We start from the raw sequence: 23,185 nt of genomic DNA on the forward strand, positions 1-23,185 counted from the left end.
AGTGACACGATGCCGACTCTGCGGCTCGGCGGCGATGGCAAGCGTCGTCGATCTTGGAGCGACTCCGCCGTGCGAGAGCTTTCTCGCCGCTGACCAACTGGACCGGCCTGAGCCGACGTTCCCGCTGCACCCGCGGGTCTGTACCGACTGCTGGCTCACCCAGATCCCTCCGCTGATCACCCCGGAGGAGACGTTCACGCAGTACGCGTACTTCTCCTCCTACTCGACCTCCTGGGTGGAGCACGCGGGCACGTTCGTCGCCGAAGCCGTACAGCGGCTGGGTCTCGCCTCCCAGGGCAAGGAAGCCTTCGCCGTCGAGGTCGCGAGCAACGACGGGTATCTGCTGAGGCACATGGTGGAACGCGGTATCCGCTGCCTCGGCATCGAGCCGTCGGTGAACGTCGGCGCCGTGGCGCGGGAGGCGGGTGTGCCCACGCTCACGGAGTTCCTCGACCCGGCCGTCGGCTCCGCCGTCCGCGCCGAGCACGGCCCGGCCGACCTGGTCGTGGCCAACAACGTGTACGCGCACATCCCCGACGTGGTCGGGTTCACCAAGGGACTGCGCGCCCTGGTCGCTGACGACGGCTGGGTCTCCATCGAGGTGCAGCACCTGCTGACCCTGATCGAGCAGAACCAGTACGACACGATCTACCACGAGCACTTCCAGTACTACACGGTCGCCTCAGCGACCCGGGCGCTGGCGAGCGGCGGACTGGCGCTCGTGGACGTCGAGTTGCTGCCCACGCACGGCGGCTCCGTCCGGCTGTGGGCCCGCCCGGCCGAGGTGGCCGGCGAGCCGAGTTCGCGAGTGGCCGACGTGCTGGACCAGGAGAAGGCCGCCGGGCTGGGGGAGCTGTCCGGGTACACCGAGTTCTCAGCGCGGGTCGCCAAGGTGCGCCGTGACCTCCTGCGGTTCCTCATCGAGGCGGCCGAGCGCGGCGAGACGGTCGTCGGCTACGGCGCCCCCGGCAAGGGCAACACCCTGCTCAACCACTGCGGCATCCGGCCCGACCTGCTCCCGTACACGGTCGACCGCAACCCCTACAAGCACGGCAGGTTCACCCCGGGCACCCGCATCCCGATCCTGCCGCCCGAGCAGATCAGCGCCGACAGGCCGGACTATGTGCTCGTCCTCCCCTGGAACCTGCGGGACGAGCTGGTCGAGCAGCTGTCGTTCGTGCACGAGTGGGGTGGCCGACTGGTCTTCCCCGTACCGGAACTGAGCATTGTCGAGGCCACGTCGTGAAAGAGGACGCAGCATGAAGGTCGTACTGTTCTGCGGCGGTTACGGGCTGCGGATGCGCAGCGGCGCGTCCGACGACATACCCAAGCCGATGGCGATGGTCGGCCCCAGACCGCTGATCTGGCATGTCATGCGCTACTACGCGCACTTCGGGCACACGGAGTTCATCCTGTGCCTCGGGTACGGGGCGCACCACATCAAGGACTTCTTCCTCAACTACGAGGAGACGGTGTCCAACGACTTCGTGCTGCGCGGCGGCCGGACCGAGCTGCTGTCCACCGACATAGCCGACTGGACGATCACATTCGCGCAGACGGGCATCGAGTCACCGATCGGGGAGCGGCTGCGCCGGGTGCGTCACCACCTGGACGGCGACGAGATGTTCCTCGCCAACTACGCCGACGTGCTCACCGACGCCCCGCTGCCTCGGATGATCGACGAGTTCGCCGGGCGCGACGCGGGGGCCTCGATGACGGTGGTGCCGCCGCAGTCCTCGTTCCACTGCGTGGAGCTGGGCGAGGACGGCCTGGTCGGAGGCATCACAGCGGTGAGCGAACTGCCGCTGTGGGAGAACGGCGGCTACTTCGTGCTCCGCCAGGAGGTCTTCGACCACATCCCGGAGAACGGGGACCTGGTCGCCGACGGTTGCGCCCAACTGGCCAAGCGCGGCCGTCTGATCGCCCACCAGCACCGCGGCTTCTGGAGGCCGACCGACACCGTCAAGGAGCGGGCCGCGCTCGATCACGCCTACGCCAGGGGCGACCGCCCGTGGGCCGTGTGGGAACGGGACGGCGCGGCGGCCGGGCCGCTGAGCGCCCCCGGCAGCAGGAACGGCGCCACGGCGGGGGCGCGGTGATCCGGCTCGGCGCTGAGCGCCTGGACCGGATCGTCGCGGTGGGCGCGCACTGCGACGACATCGCCATCGGCGCGGGCGGCACGCTGCTGACACTGTGCCTCGCGCACCCCGGTCTCCGCGTCGACGCGCTGGTGCTCTCCGGCGGTGGCGGCGAGCGCGAGCAGGAGGAGCGGGCCGCGCTCGCCGCCTTCTGCCCGGGCGCCGAACTGGGCCTGACCGTGCTCAAGCTGTCGGACGGCCGGCTGCCGGCGCAGTGGGAAGAGGCCAAGTCCGCGGTCGAGGAACTGCGCGAGCGCAGCGATCCCGACCTCGTGCTGGCCCCGCGTACCGACGACGCGCACCAGGACCACCGCGGCCTGGCGAAGCTGATGTCCACCGCGTTCCGCGACCACCTCATGCTCGGCTACGAGATCGTCAAGTGGGACGGCGATCTGGGCCGCATGGCGGTGTACCAGCCGCTGTCACCGGAGACCGCCGAACGGAAGGTGCGGCTGCTGCAGGAGCACTACCCCTCGCAGCGGCACCGGCCCTGGTACGACCGGGAGGCGTTCCTCGGACTCGCCCGCATCCGCGGCATCGAATGCCACGCGCGCTACGCCGAGTCGTTCGCCGTCACCAAACTCACTCTGAACCTGGGGGATTGAACCTTGCGCGTACTGCTGACCGGACACCAGGGCTACTTGGGCACCGTCATGGCCCCGGTCCTCGCCGCTGCCGGGCACGAGGTGGTCGGGCTCGACGCCGGCCTGTTCGCCGACTGCGTGCTGGGCCTCCCGCCCGCCGACCCGGCGGGGCACCGGGTGGACCTGCGCGACATCACGGCCGAACACGTGGCCGGGGTGGACGCCGTGATCCACCTGGCGGCGCTGTCCAACGACCCGCTGGGAGCGCTGGCCCCTGACCTCACCTACGACATCAACCACCACGCGTCCGTGCGGCTGGCCCGGCTGGCCCGCGACGCCGGAGTACGGCGCTTCCTGTACGCGTCCACCTGCTCGGTCTACGGTGCGGCGGGCGGTGACGACCTGGTGGGCGAGGACGCTCCGCTGCGCCCGGTGACGCCGTACGCGGAGTCCAAGGTGCGGGTGGAGGACGACCTGCACGCGCTGGCCGACGGCGACTTCAGCCCGGTGTTCATGCGCAACGCCACCGCCTTCGGCTACTCACCCCGGCTGCGCGCCGACATCGTGCTGAACAACCTGGTGGGCCACGCGCTCCTGTCGGGCGAGGTGCTGGTGCTCTCCGACGGCACCCCCTGGCGCCCGCTGGTGCACGCGGCCGACATCGCACGGGCCTTCGCCGCCGCGCTGGTCGCGCCGCGGGAGGCGGTGCACGACCGGGCCTTCAACATCGGCAGCGAGACCAACAACGTCACCGTCGCCGAGATCGCCGAGCAGGTCGCCGAGGCGGTGTCCGGGGCCCGGGTGGTGATCACGGGCGAGAACGGCGCCGATCCGCGGTCCTACCGGGTGGACTTCGCCCGGTTCCGCACCGCGATGGTGGAGGGCCCCGGCTTCGACTGCGAGTGGACGGTGAAGCAGGGCGCGCTCGAACTCGCCGACGCCTACCGGGAACACGGGCTGACCCGGGAGGGCTTCGAGCGCCGCTTCACCCGGCTCGCCGTGCTGCGCGCGGCATCCGAGGCCGGCACCGTCGACGAGACCCTGCGGTGGCGCCGATGAGCGCGGCGAGCGAGGGGACGACCGCGGCGGGCGAGCGGACGGCTGCGGAGAAGCAGGGGACGACCGCGGCGGGCGAGCAGATGTACGCGCTGGTGGAGCGGCTGTACCCGCTGTGCCGGAGCATCACGGGCGACGGGGTGCGCGCCACCCTGGAGATCGTCGGCGAGTACGTTCCGCTGCGGGTGCACGAGGTGCCGACCGGGACGCGGGTGCTCGACTGGACGGTGCCGCAGGAGTGGAACATCCGGGACGCGTACATCGCCGACAGCGGCGGCAACCGGGTCGTCGACTTCGCCGCTTCCAGCCTGCACGTGCTCGGCTACAGCCTGCCGGTATCGGCGACCATGCCGCTGGACGAGCTGCGCGCACACCTGCACACCCTGCCCGACCACCCGGCCTGGGTGCCGTACCGGACCAGTTACTACAAGCCCGAGTGGGGATTCTGCCTGGCCCAGGAGACCCTGGACGCGCTGCCTGACGGCGAGTACGAGGTGTGCGTGGACTCCACACTCACGGACGGCCACCTCACCTACGCCGAGCACGTGGTACCCGGACAGGTCGCCGACGAGGTGATCGTCTCCTGCCACGTCTGCCACCCCTCGCTGGCCAACGACAACCTGGCCGGCATCGCGGTGGCGACCTACCTGGCCAGGGCGCTGGCGGAGCAGACGCCGTACTACACCTACCGGTTCATCTTCGCGCCCGGCACCATCGGTGCCATCACCTGGCTGGCCCGCAACGCGGAGCGGGTCGACCGTGTCAAGCACGGTCTGGTGCTGGCCTGCGCCGGGGACCCGGGCCGGCTGACGTACAAGCAGAGCAGGCGCGGCGACGCGGAGATCGACCGCGTGCTGCGGTACGTGCTGGCCGCCTCCGAACGCCCGCACCACGTCACCGAGTTCACCCCGTACGGCTACGACGAGCGGCAGTTCTGCTCGCCCGGGTTCGATCTCGGCGTGGGCTCGCTCAGCCGCACCCCGTACGCCGGCTACCCCGAGTACCACACCTCGGCCGACAACCTGGACTTCGTCTCGGCCGAGGCGATGGCGGACACGCTCGCCGTCTGCCGCGAGGCGTTCGCCGTGCTGGACCGCGACCGGCGCTACATCAACCTGAGCCCGTACGGCGAACCACAGCTGGGCCGGCGCGGGTTGTACGACTCGCTCGGCGGGCGCAGCGACGCCAAGCAGGCCCAGATGGCGATGCTCTGGGTGCTCAACCTCTCCGACGGCGAGCACGGTCTGCTGGACATCGCCGAGCGGTCAAGGCTCCCGTTCGACACCGTCGCCGCAGCGGCCGAAGCGCTGCACGGCGCCGGGCTGATCAAGGCATGACGCCGATGGCCACCGAGGGGGAGAGCCCGGGGACAACAGAGCCACCCGCGGGGCCGGTCGGGCCCGCGCCGCAGACAGCCAAGCGGGCCATGGTCGGCCGGCTGTCCTGGGGACTGGCCGACCAGGCGGCCTCCAGCATCTCCAACTTCGTGGTGGGCATCTACGTCGCACGCTCGCTGGGACTGACCGCTTTCGGCGTGTTCAGCCTGGCCTGGGTGACCTACGGCGTGGTGCTCAGCGTCTCCCGCGGCCTGGCGACCGACCCGCTCGTGGTGCGCTTCAGCGGCGTGCCGGAGGCGTCCTGGCGCGGGGCCGTGGCCCGGTCCTCGGGTACGGCGCTCGGCGTCGGAGCCCTCATCGGCGCCGCGTGTCTGGTGGTCGGCCTCGCTCTCGGGGGCCGGGTGGGGCCCGCGTTCGCAGGACTCGGCGTCATGCTGCCAGGACTGCTGCTGCAGGACGCCTGGCGGTACTCGTTCTTCGCCGCTGGCAACGGCCGCAAGGCGTTCGTGAACGACGTGGTGTGGGGCGTCGCGCTGGTGCCGGCCATGGTGGTGGCCGCCCGCGTCGGCACCGTGACCGCCTTCGTGCTCGCCTGGGGCGTGTCCGCAGCTGTGGCCGCGGTCTACGGCTGCTTCCAGTCCGGCATCCGGCCCCAACTGACCGGAGCGCGCCAGTGGCTTCGCGAGCACAGCGACCTCGGCTACCGGTACCTGGTCGAGAACGTGGGAGTCAGCGGCGCGAGCCAGCTGCGGGCCTACGGGCTCGGCGCGATCGTCGGGGTCAGCGCGGTGGGCGTGATCCGGGGCGCCGAGCTGCTGCTCGGCCCGTTCCTCGCCGTGCTGATGGGGCTGTCGCTGGTCACCGTCGCCGAAGCGGCACGGGTGCTGCGGCGGGCCCCGCACCGGCTGGGCCTGTTCTGCCTCGTGCTGGGCGCCGGGCAGGCCGCCGCCGCGCTGCTCTGGGGCGGGGCGCTGCTCCTGGTGCCCGACAGGTTCGGTGAGCTGGTGCTCGGCGACGTGTGGCACGCGGCTTCGGCGCTCATCGTGCCGGTCACGCTCGGCGTCGCGGGCGCGGGACTCGGCACCGGTGCGGCGGCGGGACTGCGTGCGCTCGGCGCCGCCCGGCGCAGCCTGCGCTGCCAGCTGTTCGCCTCAGCCTGCTATGTCAGCGGCGGGCTCGGCGGCGCTTTCGCGGCCGGCACCATCGGCTCGGCCTGGGGCGTCGCCGCCGCGGCCGTCTGCGGCTCCACCGTGTGGTGGCTACAGCTGCGCTCTGCCCTGCGCGAGCGCCACCACAACTCCATCCGCGAAGTGAGGACGCCATGACCGCCTTTCCCCGGCTGAGCATCGGCCTGCCCGTTTACAACGGCGAGGAGTACCTCGCCGAGGCGCTCGAAGCGCTGCTCGGCCAGACCTACGAGGACTTCGAGCTGGTCATCTCCGACAACGCCTCGACCGACGGGTCCCAGGACATCTGCCGCCGGTACGCCGCGCGGGACTCGCGTATCCGCTACCTCCGGCTGCCCCGGAACATCGGCGCCGCGCCGAACCACAATTACGTGTTCACCGAGTGCCGGGGCGAACTGTTCAAGTGGGCCTCGCACGACGACCTGTACGGCCGGGACCTGCTGCGGCGCTGCGTGGAGGCGCTGGACGAACGCCCCGACGTGGTCCTCGCGCACACCGGCCAGGCGGTCATCGACGGCGAAGGACAGGTCAAGGTCCCCTACGAGTACGGGCTCGCCACCGACTCGCCGCACGCGCCCGAGCGCTTCCGCAGCCTGCTGTTCGAGCCCGGCGGCGACGACTTCTACGGGGTGATGCGGGCCGACACGCTGCGCCGGGTGAAGCCGCACGACAGCTACCACCACGCGGACCGTACGTTCGTCGCCGAGATCGCCCTGCACGGGCCCTTCCACCAGGTGCCCGAGCTGCTGTACTTCCGCCGCGACCACCCCACCCGCGCCGAGCGGGCCAACCCCGGCAAGCGCGCCCGGTGCGTCAACCTGGACCCGCGCCGCGCCGGCCCGCTGCACCCGACGCCCCGGTTGCTCGCCGAGTACGTCTGGGGCTTCGTCGCCGCGATCCGGCGGGCGCCGCTGTCCCCGGCCGACCGGCGCGCGTGCAACCGCCACCTGCTCGCCTGGATGACCAGCCGGGTACGGCCGGGCGCCGGCGAGCGGGTCGAGGACCGCGCCCCTGTCGACCCTGCCCTGCTCACCGTCTCCGTCGACGCGCTCGTCGCGGGCCGCGAAGGCAGGCAGGCGTGAGGTCCGCCGGCGGAAGGCCGGTGCGCGTCGGGGTGTTCGGGCTGCTCGGTTCCGGCAACGTCGGCAACGACGGATCGCTCGAAGCCGTGCTCGGCTACCTCAGGACCCGGCACCCCGATGCGGTCGTGGACGCGCTGTGCGGCGGCCCCGAGGATGTCGCGGCCCGGTACCGGATCCCCGCGAAGCGGCTGAACTGGTACAGCGGGGAGTACAGGACCGCGTCACGTGCGGGCGCGATCGCGGCCAAGGGGCTGGGCAAACTCGTCGACGCCGTCCGCACAGCCGCCTGGGTGCGCCGGCACGACGTGGTGCTCGTGCCGGGCACGGGCGTGCTGGAGGCCACGCTGCCGCTGCGGCCGTGGGGCTTCCCGTACTCGCTGTTCCTGCTCTGCCTGACCGGCCGGCTGTTCGGCACCCGGGTCGCGCTGGTCAGCGTCGGCGCCGCGGTGATCGGGAACCGGCTGACCCGGGCCCTGGTGCGCTGGTCGGCGCGGCTGGCCGCATACCGTTCGTACCGGGACACCATGTCCCGCGGCGCGATGCGGGCGATGAACGTGGACACCGCGCACGACGAGGTCTACGAGGACCTCGTGTTCGCCCTCCCGACGCCGCCGGCAGGGGCCGACCCCGGCTCGGAGCCTGCGGGCGAGCTCGGGGAAGCGCGTCCGGGACCGCGGGGCACGGTCTGCGTCGGCGTCATGGCCTTCCACGGCAGCGACGACGACCGCGCCAGGGCCGAGCAGATCCACCGGCGCTACCTCGACGGGACGACCGGGTTCGTGCGCGCGCTGGTCGAGGAAGGCAGGCCGGTCCGGCTGCTCACCGGGGACGAGGTCGACCGCCCTGTGGTCGCCGCGGTCCTCGAAGCGGTGGACTCGCCGCTGGTCACCGCCGCCGAGGCGGCCTCGCTCGCCGACCTGATGAAGGAGATGGCGGCGGCCGACACCGTGGTGGCGACCCGCTACCACAACCTGATCTGCTCGGTGAAGGTCGGCACTCCGACACTCGCGCTCAGCTACTCGGCGAAGAGCGACGCGCTCATGGACCGGACGGGCCTTGGCGCGTACTGCCACCCGGCCCGCGAGGTCGACACCGAGCGGCTGCTCGGGCAGTTCCGGGAGTTGGAGCAGCGATCGACTGAGCTGCGGCTGGCACTCTCCGAGCAGAACCGGGCCGCTGTGCGGCGCGTCGAGGACCAGTTCACGGCCTTGACCGCGGCTGTCTTCCCGGCGGCCGAGGCGGACTCGGCGGTCCAGGCGACCGGCCACACCCACGACCATGACCACGCCCAGCGGGAGGCCCTGTGAAGGCGACCGAAGTCCCGGCGATCGCCGGCGCGTACCTGTTCGAGCCGACCTCGTACGCCGACGAGCGCGGCTTCTTCTGCCGCACCTTCGACGCCGACGTGGTCCGCTCGGTGGGCCTCGACCCCGACGCCTTCGTCCAGGACAGCGTGTCCCGCTCGGTCCAGGGGGTGCTGCGCGGCCTGCACCTGCGCTCCGGGGCCGGCGAGGCCAAGCTGGTGCGGTGTTCGTACGGGAAGGTCTTCGACGCCGTTGTGGACCTGCGGACGGACTCGCCGACCTACCGCAACCGGGCCTTCTTCGAGCTGTCGGGCGAGACGCAGGTGACCCTGTACATCCCGGCGGGGTGCGCGCACGGCTTCCAGGCGCTGACCGGGATCGCCGATGTCTCGTACCGGATCGACAGCCCGCACGATCCGGCCGAGGACGTGACGATCGCCTTCGACGACCCGGAACTTGCCATTCCCTGGCCGCTGCCCGTCACGTCGATGTCCCAGCGGGACCGGGAGGCGCCTGGCCTCGCCGATGCCCTGCCGCGTTCCTCCGGGGACTGAGCTGGAAGCGGCTCCGCCGCGGGCCCCCGGTGCCCCAGCCGGACGAACGGGTCGGCCGACGCGCGGCACGGACGTCGCCAGGCAGATCCGCGTGAAGCACAAGGAGAGGTGAGGTCGGCATGGCCACCCAAGGCACAGAAGGCACAGGAGACACCGGGGAGTTCAGCCTGCCCCGGTCGCGGCAGGCCAACGAGCGGCTGCACGCCATGATCCCGGGAGGCGCGCACACCTACGCCAAGGGCGACGACCAGTACCCCGAGGACCTGGCCCCGGTCATCAGCCACGGCAGCGGCGCCCATGTGTGGGACATCGACGGCAACCGCTATATCGAGTACGGCTCGGGGCTGCGGTCCGTCAGCCTCGGCCACGCCCACGCACGCGTGATCGAGGCGGTGCGCGGGGAACTCGACCGCGGCAGCAACTTCGTCCGGCCTTCCTTCGTGGAGGTCGAGGCCGCGGAACGTTTCCTGGCCACCGTGCCGACCGCCGAGATGGTGAAGTTCGCGAAGAACGGCTCCGACGTCACCACCGCCGCGATCCGCCTCGCCCGCGCCGTCACCGGGCGCCGGCGGGTGGCCATCTGCGGCGACCAGCCGTTCTTCTCCACCGACGACTGGTTCATCGGCACCACGCCGATGTCCACAGGGATTCCGGCGGCGACCACCGAGCTGACCGTGGCGTTCCCCTACGGCGACCTGGCCGCCACCGAGGAGCTGCTCACCCGGTACCAGGACGAGGTCGCCTGCCTGATCCTCGAACCCGCCACCCACACCGAGCCACCGCCCGGATATCTCGCGGGGCTGCGCGAGCTGGCCGACCGGCACGGCTGCGTACTGATCTTCGACGAGATGATCACCGGCCTGCGCTGGTCCGAGGCGGGTGCCCAGGGCCTGTACGGCGTGGTCCCCGATCTCTCCACGTTCGGCAAGGCGCTGGGCAACGGGTTCGCCGTCTCCGCGCTGGCCGGGCGCCGCGAGCTCATGGAGCGGGGCGGGCTGCGCGACTCCCGCGACCGGGTGTTCCTGCTGTCCACCACGCACGGCGCGGAAACGCACTCGCTGGCCGCCGCGATGGCCGTGCTCACCACCTACGTCGAGGAGGGCATCACCGCGCGGCTGCACGCCCTCGGCGAGCGGCTGGCAGCCGGTGTGCGCGACGCCGCGGCCGGCATGGGCGTCGGCGACCACCTCGTCGTCCGGGGCCGGGCCAGCAACCTGGTCTTCGCCACCCTCGACGAGAACCGTCAGCCGTCGCAGCCGTACCGCACCCTGTTCCTGCGCCTGCTGCTCGCGGGCGGAGTGCTCGCCCCCTCCTTCGTGGTGAGCAGCGCACTCACTGAAGCCGACATCGACCACACCGTCGACGCGGTGGCCCAGGCATGCGCGGTGTACCGGAAGGCGCTGGACGCCGCCGACCCCACCCCCTGGCTGACCGGACGGCCGGTGAAGCCCGTGTTCCGGCGGCTGGCCTGACGCGTTGTGAAGTGACGTGGAATCAGCGAGGCTGCCGCCCGCGGGCGGCAGCCACCCGGTCGACCAGCCATGCGGTCGGCGGCACCACCGCCAGCGCCGTGCACCAGCCGCCGAGGACGTCGGTCGGGTAGTGCGCGCCCAGAGCGACCTGTGCCCAGCCCATGGCGGCGCCGGCGACCAGCCCCGCGGCGAGCACGAACACCGTGCCGCCCGTCCTGCCGAAGCCGAGCCGGCCGACCATGAGCAGCGCGGCGATGAGCGCGAGCGCGGTGAAGAAGGCGGTGTGCCCGCTCGGGTAGGACAGGTTCACACCGTGAATGGTGCGTCCCACCAGCGGCTTGATCAGCGTCGTAGCCCCCACGGTCACGCTCAGACCGACAACGAGGAGCACGGCAGCGCGAGGTCGCCGCAGCAGCAGGCAGCCCGCCACGGCGGCCACGACCAGCGTCGCCGCTCCGGCGGGCTCCGCCAGGAAGTCCGTGGCCAGGGCGGCGTACCGCCACGGCGGTCGCACACCGTCCACCCCGGACTGGATCCACGCGTCCACCGTGCCGGGCCCGCTGTGGCCGGCGTACAGGACACCGAGCACGACGGTCGTCAGCGCGGCGAGGACCGCGGTCAGCCCGAGCCACGCGCGCAGCGGAGGTGGCAGCAGCGGAGGCGCCTGCTGATCGGTCACCCGCCCACCGCTCCCGGTCGTCCCGCGCCGGCCTGCCGGAGCGGCGTTGCCGGGCTCTTCGCATGTACGGGCACGCCACCGGGCCCCGTCCGGCCTGGCCTTCGGCTTCTGCAGGCCCCAACTCCCCACCGGCGAACCCCCGTTGTGTGCGAAATGGCCCGTGCGGGAGCCAGTCTCTGCTTCGCACCCTAACCAACGGCCAGGTCGCGGCACACCGCCGCGCCGCCTCCCGTCGGCGTCGCGGCAGGTCAGATCCGTGCACCGTGCCATACAGAGAGCTCGCTCACACGGCGGGTACCTCAGGCGCCGTCAGGAGGGGGACAGTTCGGCCCCCGTGACGGGGGCAGGACGGGGTGTGGAGACCTTGAGGAACAGGGTGAGCACGGCGCCGAGTGCGTAGCACCCGCCGAACACCCACATCACGCCCTCCACGCCCATGGGTGTCAGGCACAGGCTCACCAGCGCGGGACCCGCCGCTGTGCCCAGCCCGGCGCCGAGGTTGAGCCCCGCCATGGCGGCACCGGTGCGGCGCGGTGCGAGCTGTGGCATCAGCGCCGACATCGGCGAGAAGCCGGCCAGGCAGGCACAGAAGACACTTCCGGTGATCAGGGAGAGCCAGAAGCTGTGGGTGCTGGTGGGGATGTAGTAGAACGCGACGGTGGTGACGGCGCAGCCGGCGCAGCCCATCCACCGCAGTACGGGGTTGATGCCGTACCGGTCGCTCCAGTACCCGGCGAGCAGGTTGGCCCCCAGGTTCACCAGGTACATCACGGAGTAGATGGTGAGCCAGTCACCGAGCGAGAAGCCGAGGGACTTGGTGAAGTAGACCGGCAGGAAGACCGGGAAACCGAACTGCGAGACGCCGTTGATGACCCGGACGACGCCTGCCACCGCCACCTTCGGTTCCTGCCAGAGGATCGAGACCCCGTTGAGCAGTCCCCGCAGCGGGTTGTCCTCCGGGCGGGACGGCGGGCGGCTTCCCCCGGGGGCACGCACGGTCAGTGCGAGGCCCGTACCTACGGCGATCACGCCGAGCGCCGCCCACAGCGTGGGCAGCGGGCCGATGAGAGCGATGCTGCCCTTGGCGACGAGCGGGCTCAGCGTGGAGAAGCCGGCGATGTAGGCGAACCAGAACCAGCCGACCGCCATCCCCAGCCGTGCGGGACGCGCCGTCTTGACGATCCACATCAGGAACGCGTAGGCGAACAGCGGATATCCGAACCCGCGCAGCCCGTAGCACACGAGCAGCATCGCACCGGAGTGGTCCATCACCCCGAGCGTCACGAACAGGACGTGGAAGAGCACCCAGATCCCGGCCCCGGCCATCATCAGCCGGCGCGCGCCGAAGACGTCCGAGAGCGCGGCTGCCATCCACGCGGAGACCCCGGCCGTGATGCCGTAGAGGGTGAACATCACCGCTATGTGCTGCGAGGCGAAGCCCTCGTCGGTCAAGAACGCGGAGAGATAGCCCTGTTCGACACCATCTCCGATCATGAAGAGCGCCAGAGCCAGGTATCCCATCGCCAGATGTCGCGGAATGCCGATCCTGTCGAGGGGGCTTCTGGGTGCGCCGAGGTCCGGCATCGCTCCACCTTCCGTGTGTCTACGAGCGATCAGTCAGCGGCGCTCGCCGCTGGCCGGTCGGGAAAAGTGCGGGTACGACTCGGGGAAAAAGCGGGTGAGGTGTTCGGTCGGGAAGGGGCCGGGCGCGCGACGCCCGTTCGGGACGGGCCCGTTCGGGAAGGGACCGGCCGGGAGGGGGTCAGTCGAGATAGGCGGCGTCGTGGAAGCGCAGTTCCGCCGTCAGGACCCGGCCGAAGAGGGCGACCAGGTCCTCCTCCGTCTCGGGCAGGATCTCCAGCGCGTCGGCCTCGGCTTCGAGGAACCGCAGCTGCGTGGTGAAGGGCGCGACGGTGTGCAGGTGCACCCAGTCGGCGACCTCCGCGCGCGCCGACGGGGTACGCTCCGCCGCCGCACACCACGTCCCGTACAGCGACTCGGCCGCGTACATGCAGGTCACGATGCCCGGGTAGCCCAGCGTGTCGGCCGCCTCCAGGACCACGTCGGTCAGCACGGCCGCCTGTTCCTGCGCCTGCTGGCCGACCTCCGGCACCCCGGTGGTCTCCAGCGCCCGGGTGAAGTACGCGTACTGGTCCGTCACCAGGGCGTGCAGCGAGCGGCTGTGCCCTGCCAGGGCCTGAGCGGTGGGGGCCTCGCGCACGGCGGCTCCCGCCAGCCGGGCCGCCGTGTCCACGAACTCCCGCTCGAAGAGCAGATACCGGGCGAAGACGGCATCGCTGAGCGCGTCGGTGGTCACATCGTGGACGAAGCGCATGCCGAGCGCCTCCTCCCAGATGTCCTTGTTCCGGCTCCTGAGCCGCGCGCTCAGCGGGCCGGGCCGCCCCGCGGCCGGTGGCGGGGTGGACCGTGGTGCGGGTACAGCGGACATGGGGGTACCTCCAGAGGAACCGGGATATGGGTGCGGGCCCGCGCCCTTCGGGTCCGTCAGGTGCGCGCGGACAGGCCGAACCTGGTACGGCGAACCGGCCCACGGGCGCGGGGATTCGGGGATGGCCGCGCCGAGTGCGGGGCAGCCCGGTGAACGGGCGCCCGGAGCACGGGCGGCCCGGAGAGGGGACACCGGGGCGGGGGAGTGGGCCGGTGGCGCCGGGGGCGGCCCGGAAGGGCCGGCCCCCGCGTCGGGCATGGCCCACCGCCCGCGCCGGAGGCCGGGGTTGAAGCACCGGCGGGGCGTACAGGGAACAGAGACGTACGGGGTGTGTACGGAGTACAGGGGTACAGGGGCGTACGGGGCGCCGGGTGCCGGTCGGGCCCCGTACGCCTCACCGGCGGTTCAGCCGGTGACGGTGGCGCCGTGGATCACGGCGGGCGGTAGCCGGCGGATCGCGGTGGGTGGCAGCCGTCCTTCTCCGCCCACGGCGGGTGGCAGCCGTCCTTCTCCGCTCACGGCAGGTGGTATCCGGCCTTCTCGGCGTGGCGGGTGAAGGCCCTGACCTTCGACCGGTCGACCCGTCCCCACCAGCGGCCGTTCTCCTTCAACGACGAGGCCACGATGGCCCCGTGGCACAGGGACAGCAGGCGCTCCGCGTTGCCGTCGTGCATGCCCGAACCGATGATCACCGGCAGCCGGGTGGCATCCAGGATGCCCTGGACCTCGCTCTCGGCGGCCTCGTCACCGGTACGTCCGCCGGTGGCGATCAGCACGTCGGCGTCGAAGAACTCGGCGTCCTCCGTCTGTTCGGCCAGGGACCGGTCGGCGATGATCGAGTGCGAGCCGTGCTTGACGTGCACATCGGCGAAGACCTTGAGGTGTTCGGCACGCAATGTCGCCCGGTAGCGCGTCGCCGAGGGCGCCAGCCCTTCGATGAAGCCCTCGTTGGCGACGTAGGCGTTCGCCCACTGGTTGACGCGGACGAAGGCGGACTGGGCGGCCTGCGCCGTGGCCAGCGAGCAGTGCGCCCCGTTCGCCAGTACGTTGACGCCGACGGGCAGCCCCACCTTCTCGCGCACGTGGTCACCGATCACGGCCAGCGTGGCTGCCGTCTCGAAGCCCTGGTCCTCCGGCTTGGGGAAGGGCAGGTCCCAGGCGTTCTCCACGATCAGTCCGTGCACACCGCCCTCCTGGTAGGCCGCCGCCTCCTCCAGCGCGAACCGGATCAGCTCCGCGACAGGTTCCCCGCGGTAGTGGGGGCTGCCCGGGAGCGGCGGACAGTGCACGACACCGATGACGACACGCTCGGTCCCGAAGATCGAGTTCAGCGCCGACTCCTTCGGCGGGAAGACGCCGAGCGGGCGCTCGTCCCCGGTGCTGCGGACAGGGTTGTTCATGGGTTCCTCTCTTGTGGTGCTCAGGCGGGCCGGGTGGCCGGGTCGGCCAGGCCCACCTGGTTGGAGAACTCGAAGCAGGCGGTGTAGCCCGCCGCGACGAGCCGGGACCAGTGGTCGAAGGCGTGCTCGGGGGAGGGGAAGGACCAGATCTCCACGTGGGACCAGTCGCTCTGCCCGCGTACGTGGAAGCGGCCGTTCCTGGTGCCGCCTTCGCGTTCGGACGCCCTGCGCTGTTCTTCGAAGTCGCGCTCACGGCGGGCCCGTTGCTCCGGCTGGAGGTCGTACCAGGCGGTGCGCGGCAGGGAGTGGTGCAACCAGACGACGTCACTCATGGCGTGTGCGCTGTTCCTTCCTTGGGGGAGTCCTGCCGTTCCCCCGCCCGGAGAACGTCCTCGAACGGGGTCCTGCGGCCGAGGTAGTGGCGGGAGGTGGTGAACTTGAAGTCCGCCACCCGCCCGTGCTCGTGCATCGCCGCGTCCACCATCGAGGGCCCCGGCACCCGCCAGGCGCCGATGTGGTCCCACTGACTCGCGCCGTCGAGGCGGTAGCGCCCCGCGATCGCGGCTCCGTCACGTACGTCGGCGGAGAACGCGGCATCGCACTCCAGGTCGTACGCACGCCGTTCCTCGGCGCTCGCCGCCTGCCACGCGCTGTTCCACTTCCACAGTGCGAAGAAGCCCCAGTCGTCCTCCGCACGCCGGGATGCGGGACCTACGACCGGCAGGAACTCGCGGGGCCCGATCAGCCATTCCGTGCGGAACAGCCGCTCCCAGCCCGCCTGTTCGAGCCGCAGGGTTCCCGCCAGCGCCGCCGTCGGCGTGGGGGCCTCGAAGAGACCGACGAGATCGACGTCGTGCGAGAAGCCGGTGGCGTACACGGTGGGCGCGTCCGTGTCCGCGTCCGGGACCTGGTCCGGGTCCGGGGGCTCCTCCCCGGCGAGCACCCGGTCGAGCGAGAGCCGCCAGCCGGCCGCCCGCAGCGCGTCGAACTCCCCGTACAGCGCCGGGGCGATCCGGGCGAGGTCTCCGGGACGTGGCGTGCGCCAACGGGCCAGGAACAGTACGGCGCACCGCTGTCCGGGAGCCGCGGCGAAGACATCCGTCTCCTCACTCAGCAGGCTCATGACGCACCCCGCTCCCGCGCGTCACCGGGCGCGTTCTCCGAGGGCCTGTACCAGCGCATCACCTCGGCCCGTGTGGCGTAGGCCGAGCCGGCTCCGAACCCGGAGCAGCTGTAGGAGGCGGCCGTCACCGCGTAGCGCAGGGACTCCAGCGGGTCGCCCGTCTCCAGCATCATGCCGACGAACGAACCGGCCAGGCAGTCACCGGCTCCCGTCGTGTCCACGACCGGGCGCTGCCCGCGCGGCAGCGGGACGGAGACCCCGGCGCCGCCCGGAGTGCACCAACGGGCCCCGCGCGCACCGTCGGTGAAGACCACGGCACGCGCACCGAGACCGAAGAGCACCCGCTCGGGCGCAGGCCCGACGGCCTGCGCTGCGCGCGTGTTGCAGAACACAGCGGCGGCGCCGTCGAGATGGCCGGCGAGCGTCTCGATCCCGCCCGTGAACGTCGCGGGTTCCAGATCGACCGACCAGGGCACGCCGTCTCCCGCGCACCTGGCGATGACCGCCCGCGCGGCTGCCGGGTCGTACACCGCCGTGTGCAGCCATCCAACGGAGGCGAGGGAGAGGTCACGGCACATCGTCTCGGACGGGTACATGCGCGTCCCCGGCACGAGCACGAGGTGCTTCTCGCCGTCCTCGGCGATGGTGATGACCGCACGGCTGGACGGGCCGGCGGCCACCTCGGGCCGGAAGTCGACACCGGCCTTCTCCGCCTGCCTGACGCACTCACGCCCGGCGGCGTCGGAACCCACCGAACTCACCAGCGTCGTCGGCGTTCCGGTGCGGGAGCAGGCGATGGCCGCGTTGGTCACCACACCGCCGAGCGCGTCGGTGAGGTGGGTGCTGACCACCTTCTCGTCGGCGGCGGGCAGGGAGTCGACCCGTACCGTCGTGTCGAAGACCGTGTCCCCGACGAAGAGCGCTGTCTGGTTCATGGGCGCGACAGCTCGATCCTGAAGCGGTACCTGTCGGCCCGGTAGGTGATCACCACGTACTCCAGCGGAGCGGCGGAGGCGGACAGCGCGCGGCGGCGGGCGATCAGGATCGGGGCGCCCTTGGTGACCGCGAGCCGCCCGGCCAGATGCGAGTCGGCCACGCCGCCCTCGATGTACTCCTGACCGGAGCTGATCCGGGTACCTGTGGTCCGCTCGATCCAGTCGTACAGCGAGGAGTCGCGCAGGGTGCCGGCGTCCGGCGGCGCCGCGGGGTCGATGATCCGGGGGGAGAGCCACGAGACGCTGGACGCGATCGGTTCGTCGTCGGCGAGCAGCACCCTGTCCACGCAGACGGCCTGTTCGCCCTCGCCGATCCCCAGTTCCCTGGCGGTGTCGGCCGGCGCGGGCCGGGCCGCGACCTCGATGACCCGGTAGCTCGGGCGCAGGCCGCGTGCCCGCATGTCGTCAGAGAACGAGGCCAGCAGATTGAGCGGTTGCTCGACCTTCGGCGGGAGCACGATCGTGCCCTGTCCTGACCGCCGGGTCACCAGCTGTTCGCTCTCCAGCTCGTTGAGCGCGCTGCGTGCCGTGGTGCGGCTGATGCCGAAGCGGCGCGTCAGCAGCGTCTCGGACGGCAGCGCTTCGCCGGGCGCGAACTCGCCCTTGGTGAGCGCCGAGCGCAGCCGCTCAGCTATCTGATGCCACTTCGGCACGGGGCCGTCCATCAAGTCTTCGTCGTCCCAAGCCATGGCCAAAGCATGCGAACGTCATGACGTTTGGTCAACGGGTCAGCTCACATAACTTTGCGCCACGGTAAATCGCACAGAGTGAGCGACTGTCGCGCAACACCTGGATCCCCAGCGGCCGTTGACGAGCCCGCCGCCCTGCGCCTACGGTCCCGGTCACGACCCGGTGCGGCCCCCGGCAGGGTGCGGGCGCCGCCGAGCGGAAACGGCGCCGTGCCACCGGACCGTGCCGCACGGACGCCCGGCGCAGCCGCCGGACCGGGTCCCTCATCAGGGCCGCACACCACCGCCGGGCCGCCAACCGGTCCGGCCTGTGCGCGAGGTGGCCGCCATCACGAGCCGTTCAGGCCGCCGCCGTGGGGTCACCGCGGGAAGTGGGTGTACTTCTTCATGATCGTTTTCTGTGGGTACGGCAACAGCGACCAGACCGTGCACGTGCCCGCACTGCCAGGAGCGGGAGACCGCGTGCAGGCGCTGGACGTCCAGCGCCACGACGGCGGGATGGCCGCCAACGCGGCTGCCGCCGCCGCCCGTACGGGTGCCGACGCCGCATTCGCCGGGGTGGTGGGGACCGACCCGCTCAGCACCGCCTTCCTCGACCGCCTCGCCGCTGACGGCGTGGACACCGCGTGGGTCTCCCGGGACGGCCGCCTCACCACGGCGATCGTGCTCGTCACCCCCGACGGCGAGCGGTCCGTCATCAGCCAGGACGACGATGTCACCGAGGAGTACGTCGCCCAGGTCGTCCTGCGGCTCGGCGCGGCGGGCGGCGGGTGGCTGTACCTCGACGGCTACCGGTTCCCCTGGGCCGGGCCGCTGTTGGCCGCGGCTCCGAACCTCCGCGTCGTCGTGGACCTGGACGGCTGCGAACGTACGGAGGCCGCGCTGGCGGCGCTGTCCGTGGCGGAACACGCCATCATCGGCCGCACGCAGGCCGGTTGGCTGCTGGGCGAGGACCCCGGCGCCCTCGCGGTGGCACACCGTATCCACCTGGTGGTCACCGACGGCGCGCGTGGATGGCAGCTGTACACGCCGGCCGGCGACACGTGCACGGGCGAAGCGCTGAGCGTAGAGGCACAGGACGCCACCGGCGCCGGAGACTGCTTCGTGGGCTGTTACGCCGCCGAACTGGAGCGCGGGGCACACCCGGCGGAGGCGGCCCGCTTCGCGTCCGTAGCGGCCGGCCTGTCCTGCCGGCACCCGGGAGCCCGTACGGGCCAGCCCACCAGGGCCGAGGTCACCGCACACCTGACCAAGGCAGGCTCCGCGCACTGACCCACAGGCACAGGCATCGGTACAACCGACACGGGACCGGGACCAGGCCGCGCAGGGGTGGCCGAATCAGTCAAACGCGCATACGCCGCCATCGCCTGGCATACACAGTCAGGAATGAGGCAGCCATACTGAACAGACAGGGGAGGGACCGAGGCAACGACGGGGGCGACAGCAGGCCATGGCGGAGAACACCCTGATTCAGGGTCGTTACCGGCTGCTCGATCTCATCGGGCGCGGGGGCATGGGGGAAGTGTGGCGGGCACGCGACGAGTCACTGGGCAGGCGGGTGGCCGTCAAGTGCCTCAAACCACTGGCCGAGCACGGCGACAAGACGTTCATGCGGGTCCTGCGCGAGCGCTTCCGGCGCGAGGCACGCGTCGCGGCGGCGCTCCAGCACAGGGGCGTGACGGTCGTGCACGACTTCGGCGAGCACGAGGGGCTGCTCTACCTGGTCATGGAGCTGCTGGAAGGCCGTAACCTCAGCCAGTTACTGGAGGACAACAAGCAGCACCCGCTGCCGGTCACCGAGGTCATCGAGGTCGCCGAACAGGTCGCCGCTGCGCTGGCCTACACGCACGACCAGGGCATCGTGCACCGCGACCTCAAGCCGGCGAACGTCATGCGGACCGAGGACGGCACCGTCAAGATCTGCGACTTCGGCATCGCACGGCTCGGCCACGACATCGGCTTCACCGCGAAGCTCACCGGCGGCGGGATCGCCATGGGCACGCCGCACTACATGTCGCCCGAGCAGATCGCGGGCGCCGTGGTCGACCACCGCAGTGACCTGTACTCGCTGGGATGTGTGCTCTACGAGATCGCCACCGGCGCCCCGCCGTTCGACAACGACGACGCCTGGTCCGTCCTCGTCGGTCACCGTGACACCGAACCCCGGCCGCCCCGTGACCACCGGCCCGAACTCCCCGTACCGCTGGAGACCGTCATCCTCGGGCTGCTCGCCAAGCAGCCCGAGCAACGCCCGGGCGGTGCGGCCGAGTTGACCCGGGGCCTCGCTGCCGCCCGGGCAGGAGCGGCGGTCACGGCCGGCACCGGCACCCTCGCACCGGACCCCGGCCCCGGCCCGGGCCCGGGCGCCGCCGCGGCACCCCGCCAGGCGGCGCCGCTGTGGCTGCCCTCGTGGACCCGCGGTATGGGAAGCGGCTCCCGCGCGAGCGGCTCCTGGGCGCTGGGCACCGCGACCCCGCCGACCGGCCTGAGTGGGCTGACCGGACAGTGGACGGGGCTCAAGGGCCCGGTCAAACCGCCGCTCGCCGGCATACCTGACCAGGGCGGCCCACCCGCCGTCTCCGCCAGGCTGCGCCCGCGCACCAGATCGGGCGACAGTACACGCGCACCGCACCGCCACCCGAACGACCCCCGCACCCGCAACGGCCCCCACAGCCCCCAGGGGCCGGCCGCCTCACAGGACCCGCTCACCGCACAGACCTCCCGCGAGGCCCCGCCGCGCGAGCTGGTGGCCGTGCTCGCGAGCCGCCACAACGCGGGGCTCAGCCTGGGCCGCCTCGGGCGCTGGGAGGAGGCGGGCGAGGTGCACCGTGCCGTCGCGGCCGAGCGCGAACAGGCCCTCGGCCCCTGCCACCCCGACACGCTCGCCAGCCGCTACGAGTCGGGCTTCACCCTCTCCCGCCTCGGCCGCCACGACGAGGCGCTCGGCGAGTACACCCGGGTCGCCGCAGGGCGCGCGACCGCACTGGGCGCCGACCATCCCGACACCCTGGCCGCACAGCAGGAATCCGCCTACGTACTGGGCCAGTTGGGCCGCCACACCGAGGCTCACGAGGTCTACGCGGAGGTGCTCGCGGCGCGCATACGCACGATGGGACCCGACCACCCCGACACGCTGCGCTGCCGCCACAACCTCGCCTTCAATCTGAGCAGGCTCGGCCGCCTGGAGGACTCGTACGCCATGGCACGCGAGGTCGCCGACGCCCGCGTACGCGTCCTCGGGGCCGACCATCCCGACACCCTCGTCACCCGTTACGAGGTCGGCTACGCGCTGGGCAGGCTGGGCCGCTGGGACGAGGCGCTCGCCACCTACCGCGTCGTCGACGAGGCCCGCACCAGAACCCTGGGCCCCGACCACCCCGACACCCTCGCCGCGCGCTACGAGTCCGGGGTGTGCCTCGGCAGGCTGGGCCGTTCAGCCGAGGCACTGGAGCTGTACCGCGACCTGGCCCGCACCCGCATCCGCGCACAGGGCCCCGCCGATCCGGAGACGCTGCGCGCCCTGCACGGCCTGGGCGTCAACCTCGGCAGGCTCGGCCGCTGGGAGGAGGCGCTGGCACAGGCCCGCGAGGTGTGCGCCGCACGCGAGAGCGCCCTGGGCCCCGACCACTCCGACACCCTCGTCAGCCGCCGCGAGATCGCCGTCGGCCTCGGCTGGCTGGGCCGCTGGGACGAGGCACTGGAGGTCTACCGCCACGTGGCGGCCGTACGCGAACGCGTACTCGGCCCCGACCACCCCGACACCCTCGCCAGCAGGAACGACGAGGCACACTGCCTGGAACAGCTGGGACGTTCGGGCGAGGCGGTCGAGGTCTACCGCGAGGTGGCGGCCGTCACCCGCCAACGGGACGGCGCCAAGAGGGACCCCAGCCCCCACATCTGACACAGCATCAGAAAATCTCTTCCCTCCGCCGCCCCGCTGCGGCATCCTGCGCCCCATGCAGACGGAGCTGAGCAAGAAGCTGGGAGCAGAGCACGCGATCTTCGGCTTCACGCCCTTCCCCGCCGTGGCAGCGGCGCTCACGCGCGCCGGAGGCTTCGGCGTGCTCGGCGCGGTGCGCTATGGCGCGTCCGAAGAGCTGAAGCGTGACCTGGACTGGATGGAGAGCCATACCGACGGCCTCCCCTACGGGCTCGATGTCGTGATGCCCGCCAAAAAGGTCGAGGGCGTCACCGAGGCCGACGTCGAGGCGATGATCCCCGAGGGCCACCGCCAGTACGTCCACGACACTCTCGCGACATACAACGTCCCCGAGATGCCCGAGGGCGAGACGGGCGGCTGGCGCATCACGGGCTGGATGGAGAGCGTCGCCCGCTCCCAGTTGGACACCGCCTTCGAGTACCCCGTCAAACTCCTCGCCAACGCCCTCGGTTCGCCCCCGGCCGACGTCATCGAACGCGCACACCGCCACGACATCCCCGTGGCCGCGCTCGCCGGCAGCGCCCTGCACGCGCAGCGGCACAAGGAAGCGGGCATCGACATCGTCGTGGCCCAGGGCTACGAGGCCGGAGGCCACACGGGCGAGATCGCCTCCATGGTCCTCACCCCCGAGGTCGTCCGCGCCGTCGACCCGCTGCCCGTGCTCTCGGCCGGCGGCATCGGCAGCGGCGAACAGATCGCCGCAGCCCTGGCGTTGGGCGCCCAGGGCGCCTGGCTCGGCTCCCTGTGGCTGACCACCACAGAGGCCGACCTCCACTCCCGCGCCCTCACCCGCAAACTCCTGGCCGCCGGCGCCGGCGACACCGTCCGCTCCCGCGCCCTCACCGGCAAACCCGCCCGCCAACTGCGCACCGCCTGGACCGACGCCTGGGACTCCCCCGAGGGCCCCGGCACCCTCCCCATGCCCCTCCAGGGCCTGCTGGTCGCCGACGCGAACTCCCGCATCCAACGCCACGAGGTAGAACCGCTCCTCGGCACTCCCGTGGGCCAGATCGTCGGCTCCATGAACTCCGAACGCTCCGTCCAGTCCGTAGTGGACGACCTCACCCGAACCTTCGACGCCGCCATAACCCGCCTCAACCACATAGCAACCCACACCCCCTGACCCCGCCCCCAAGCCCCTCCCCACTGAACCCTGCTCCCCCCTCCACCCGATAAGCCCCGAACAACCCCTCCCT

The 23,185-nt window shown here is 71.9% G+C and carries 21 protein-coding genes; 13 read left to right on the plus strand and 8 right to left on the minus strand.

Features of this window, described 5'->3' with window-relative positions:
• The first annotated feature begins 1 nt into the window (after position 1).
• From NMN56_RS05735 to NMN56_RS05780, 10 genes are all read left to right on the plus strand, one after another.
• Entirely contained in the window at positions 2-1,246 is a 1,245-nt protein-coding gene (locus NMN56_RS05735) for a class I SAM-dependent methyltransferase (protein ID WP_274039284.1), read from the plus strand.
• A gap of 13 nt (positions 1,247-1,259) precedes the next feature.
• Positions 1,260-2,099, plus strand: coding sequence for a glycosyltransferase family protein (locus NMN56_RS05740; RefSeq protein ID WP_274039286.1), 840 nt, complete (start codon positions 1,260-1,262; stop codon positions 2,097-2,099).
• Positions 2,096-2,743 (plus strand): PIG-L deacetylase family protein, encoded by a 648-nt coding sequence (locus NMN56_RS05745; RefSeq protein ID WP_274039287.1) that lies wholly within the window; start codon positions 2,096-2,098, stop codon positions 2,741-2,743. The genes NMN56_RS05740 and NMN56_RS05745 overlap by 4 nt, the downstream gene beginning before the upstream one ends.
• A 3-nt stretch (positions 2,744-2,746) precedes the next feature.
• Positions 2,747-3,781, plus strand: a complete 1,035-nt coding sequence (locus tag NMN56_RS05750; protein ID WP_274039288.1) for an NAD-dependent epimerase/dehydratase family protein — start codon at positions 2,747-2,749, stop codon at positions 3,779-3,781.
• An 80-nt stretch (positions 3,782-3,861) separates the two neighbouring features.
• Positions 3,862-5,115: a DUF4910 domain-containing protein gene (locus NMN56_RS05755; RefSeq protein ID WP_274039378.1), complete on the plus strand. Its 1,254-nt coding sequence runs from the start codon at positions 3,862-3,864 to the stop codon at positions 5,113-5,115.
• Between the two features lie 5 nt (positions 5,116-5,120).
• Positions 5,121-6,440 carry an MATE family efflux transporter gene (locus tag NMN56_RS05760; RefSeq protein WP_274039379.1) on the plus strand — a complete coding sequence of 440 codons (1,320 nt, stop codon included), beginning with the start codon at positions 5,121-5,123 and terminating at the stop codon, positions 6,438-6,440.
• Positions 6,437-7,384, plus strand: a complete 948-nt coding sequence (locus NMN56_RS05765; RefSeq protein WP_274039289.1) for a glycosyltransferase family 2 protein — start codon at positions 6,437-6,439, stop codon at positions 7,382-7,384. The genes NMN56_RS05760 and NMN56_RS05765 overlap by 4 nt, the downstream gene beginning before the upstream one ends.
• Entirely contained in the window at positions 7,381-8,691 is a 1,311-nt protein-coding gene (locus NMN56_RS05770) for a polysaccharide pyruvyl transferase family protein (RefSeq protein WP_274039290.1), read from the plus strand. Before NMN56_RS05765 ends, NMN56_RS05770 begins: the two co-directional genes overlap by 4 nt.
• Positions 8,688-9,242: a dTDP-4-dehydrorhamnose 3,5-epimerase family protein gene (locus tag NMN56_RS05775; RefSeq protein WP_274039291.1), complete on the plus strand. Its 555-nt coding sequence runs from the start codon at positions 8,688-8,690 to the stop codon at positions 9,240-9,242. The genes NMN56_RS05770 and NMN56_RS05775 overlap by 4 nt, the downstream gene beginning before the upstream one ends.
• A gap of 119 nt (positions 9,243-9,361) precedes the next feature.
• A complete protein-coding gene (locus NMN56_RS05780; protein ID WP_274039292.1) occupies positions 9,362-10,714 on the plus strand; it encodes a glutamate-1-semialdehyde 2,1-aminomutase in 1,353 nt (450 codons plus the stop codon).
• Positions 10,715-10,736: 22 nt separating this feature from the next.
• On the opposite strand, the gene NMN56_RS05785 is transcribed toward NMN56_RS05780, so the two are convergent.
• From NMN56_RS05785 to NMN56_RS05820, 8 genes are all read right to left on the minus strand, one after another.
• On the minus strand, positions 10,737-11,393 hold the full coding sequence (locus NMN56_RS05785) for a phosphatase PAP2 family protein (RefSeq protein WP_274039293.1): 657 nt from the start codon (positions 11,391-11,393) through the stop codon (positions 10,737-10,739).
• Positions 11,394-11,702: 309 nt separating this feature from the next.
• Positions 11,703-12,977: an MFS transporter gene (locus NMN56_RS05790; RefSeq protein WP_274039294.1), complete on the minus strand. Its 1,275-nt coding sequence runs from the start codon at positions 12,975-12,977 to the stop codon at positions 11,703-11,705.
• A gap of 178 nt (positions 12,978-13,155) precedes the next feature.
• A complete protein-coding gene (locus tag NMN56_RS05795) occupies positions 13,156-13,842 on the minus strand; it encodes a TenA family protein (protein ID WP_274039295.1) in 687 nt (228 codons plus the stop codon).
• 515 nt (positions 13,843-14,357) lie between these two features.
• Positions 14,358-15,242, minus strand: coding sequence for a BtpA/SgcQ family protein (locus NMN56_RS05800; RefSeq protein ID WP_274039296.1), 885 nt, complete (start codon positions 15,240-15,242; stop codon positions 14,358-14,360).
• Positions 15,243-15,262: 20 nt separating this feature from the next.
• Positions 15,263-15,574, minus strand: coding sequence for a hypothetical protein (locus NMN56_RS05805; protein WP_274039297.1), 312 nt, complete (start codon positions 15,572-15,574; stop codon positions 15,263-15,265).
• Positions 15,571-16,365 (minus strand): hypothetical protein, encoded by a 795-nt coding sequence (locus tag NMN56_RS05810; protein WP_274039298.1) that lies wholly within the window; start codon positions 16,363-16,365, stop codon positions 15,571-15,573. Before NMN56_RS05810 ends, NMN56_RS05805 begins: the two co-directional genes overlap by 4 nt.
• On the minus strand, positions 16,362-17,300 hold the full coding sequence (locus NMN56_RS05815) for a carbohydrate kinase family protein (RefSeq protein ID WP_274039299.1): 939 nt from the start codon (positions 17,298-17,300) through the stop codon (positions 16,362-16,364). Before NMN56_RS05815 ends, NMN56_RS05810 begins: the two co-directional genes overlap by 4 nt.
• Positions 17,297-18,049, minus strand: coding sequence for a GntR family transcriptional regulator (locus NMN56_RS05820; RefSeq protein WP_274039300.1), 753 nt, complete (start codon positions 18,047-18,049; stop codon positions 17,297-17,299). The genes NMN56_RS05815 and NMN56_RS05820 overlap by 4 nt, the downstream gene beginning before the upstream one ends.
• Before the next feature lie 387 nt (positions 18,050-18,436).
• On the opposite strand from NMN56_RS05820, the gene NMN56_RS05825 reads away from it, so the two are divergent.
• The 3 genes from NMN56_RS05825 (at position 18,437) to NMN56_RS05835 (ending at position 23,112) form a co-directional block, all read left to right on the plus strand.
• On the plus strand, positions 18,437-19,321 hold the full coding sequence (locus tag NMN56_RS05825) for a carbohydrate kinase family protein (protein ID WP_274039301.1): 885 nt from the start codon (positions 18,437-18,439) through the stop codon (positions 19,319-19,321).
• Positions 19,322-19,499: 178 nt separating this feature from the next.
• Positions 19,500-21,950, plus strand: coding sequence for a serine/threonine-protein kinase (locus NMN56_RS05830; RefSeq protein WP_274039302.1), 2,451 nt, complete (start codon positions 19,500-19,502; stop codon positions 21,948-21,950).
• A 55-nt stretch (positions 21,951-22,005) separates the two neighbouring features.
• Positions 22,006-23,112, plus strand: a complete 1,107-nt coding sequence (locus NMN56_RS05835; RefSeq protein WP_274039303.1) for a nitronate monooxygenase — start codon at positions 22,006-22,008, stop codon at positions 23,110-23,112.
• Positions 23,113-23,185 lie beyond the last annotated feature (73 nt).

Source organism: Streptomyces iconiensis (assembly GCF_028657195.3).
GTDB classification, from domain to species: domain Bacteria; phylum Actinomycetota; class Actinomycetes; order Streptomycetales; family Streptomycetaceae; genus Streptomyces; species Streptomyces iconiensis.

Excerpts from the sequence above, each read along its gene's own strand:
- NMN56_RS05790 (WP_274039294.1), bottom strand. The coding sequence starts at position 12,977 with ATGCCGGACCTCGGCGCACCCAGAAGCCCCCTCGACAGGATCGGCATT.
- NMN56_RS05795 (WP_274039295.1), bottom strand. The coding sequence starts at position 13,842 with ATGTCCGCTGTACCCGCACCACGGTCCACCCCGCCACCGGCCGCGGGG.
- NMN56_RS05765 (WP_274039289.1), top strand. The coding sequence starts at position 6,437 with ATGACCGCCTTTCCCCGGCTGAGCATCGGCCTGCCCGTTTACAACGGC.
- NMN56_RS05830 (WP_274039302.1), top strand. The coding sequence starts at position 19,500 with ATGGCGGAGAACACCCTGATTCAGGGTCGTTACCGGCTGCTCGATCTC.
- NMN56_RS05740 (WP_274039286.1), top strand. The coding sequence starts at position 1,260 with ATGAAGGTCGTACTGTTCTGCGGCGGTTACGGGCTGCGGATGCGCAGC.
- NMN56_RS05780 (WP_274039292.1), top strand. The coding sequence starts at position 9,362 with ATGGCCACCCAAGGCACAGAAGGCACAGGAGACACCGGGGAGTTCAGC.
- NMN56_RS05820 (WP_274039300.1), bottom strand. The coding sequence starts at position 18,049 with ATGGCTTGGGACGACGAAGACTTGATGGACGGCCCCGTGCCGAAGTGG.
- NMN56_RS05760 (WP_274039379.1), top strand. The coding sequence starts at position 5,121 with ATGGCCACCGAGGGGGAGAGCCCGGGGACAACAGAGCCACCCGCGGGG.
- NMN56_RS05755 (WP_274039378.1), top strand. The coding sequence starts at position 3,862 with ATGTACGCGCTGGTGGAGCGGCTGTACCCGCTGTGCCGGAGCATCACG.
- NMN56_RS05815 (WP_274039299.1), bottom strand. The coding sequence starts at position 17,300 with ATGAACCAGACAGCGCTCTTCGTCGGGGACACGGTCTTCGACACGACG.
- NMN56_RS05805 (WP_274039297.1), bottom strand. The coding sequence starts at position 15,574 with ATGAGTGACGTCGTCTGGTTGCACCACTCCCTGCCGCGCACCGCCTGG.
- NMN56_RS05825 (WP_274039301.1), top strand. The coding sequence starts at position 18,437 with ATGATCGTTTTCTGTGGGTACGGCAACAGCGACCAGACCGTGCACGTG.
- NMN56_RS05800 (WP_274039296.1), bottom strand. The coding sequence starts at position 15,242 with ATGAACAACCCTGTCCGCAGCACCGGGGACGAGCGCCCGCTCGGCGTC.
- NMN56_RS05810 (WP_274039298.1), bottom strand. The coding sequence starts at position 16,365 with ATGAGCCTGCTGAGTGAGGAGACGGATGTCTTCGCCGCGGCTCCCGGA.
- NMN56_RS05835 (WP_274039303.1), top strand. The coding sequence starts at position 22,006 with ATGCAGACGGAGCTGAGCAAGAAGCTGGGAGCAGAGCACGCGATCTTC.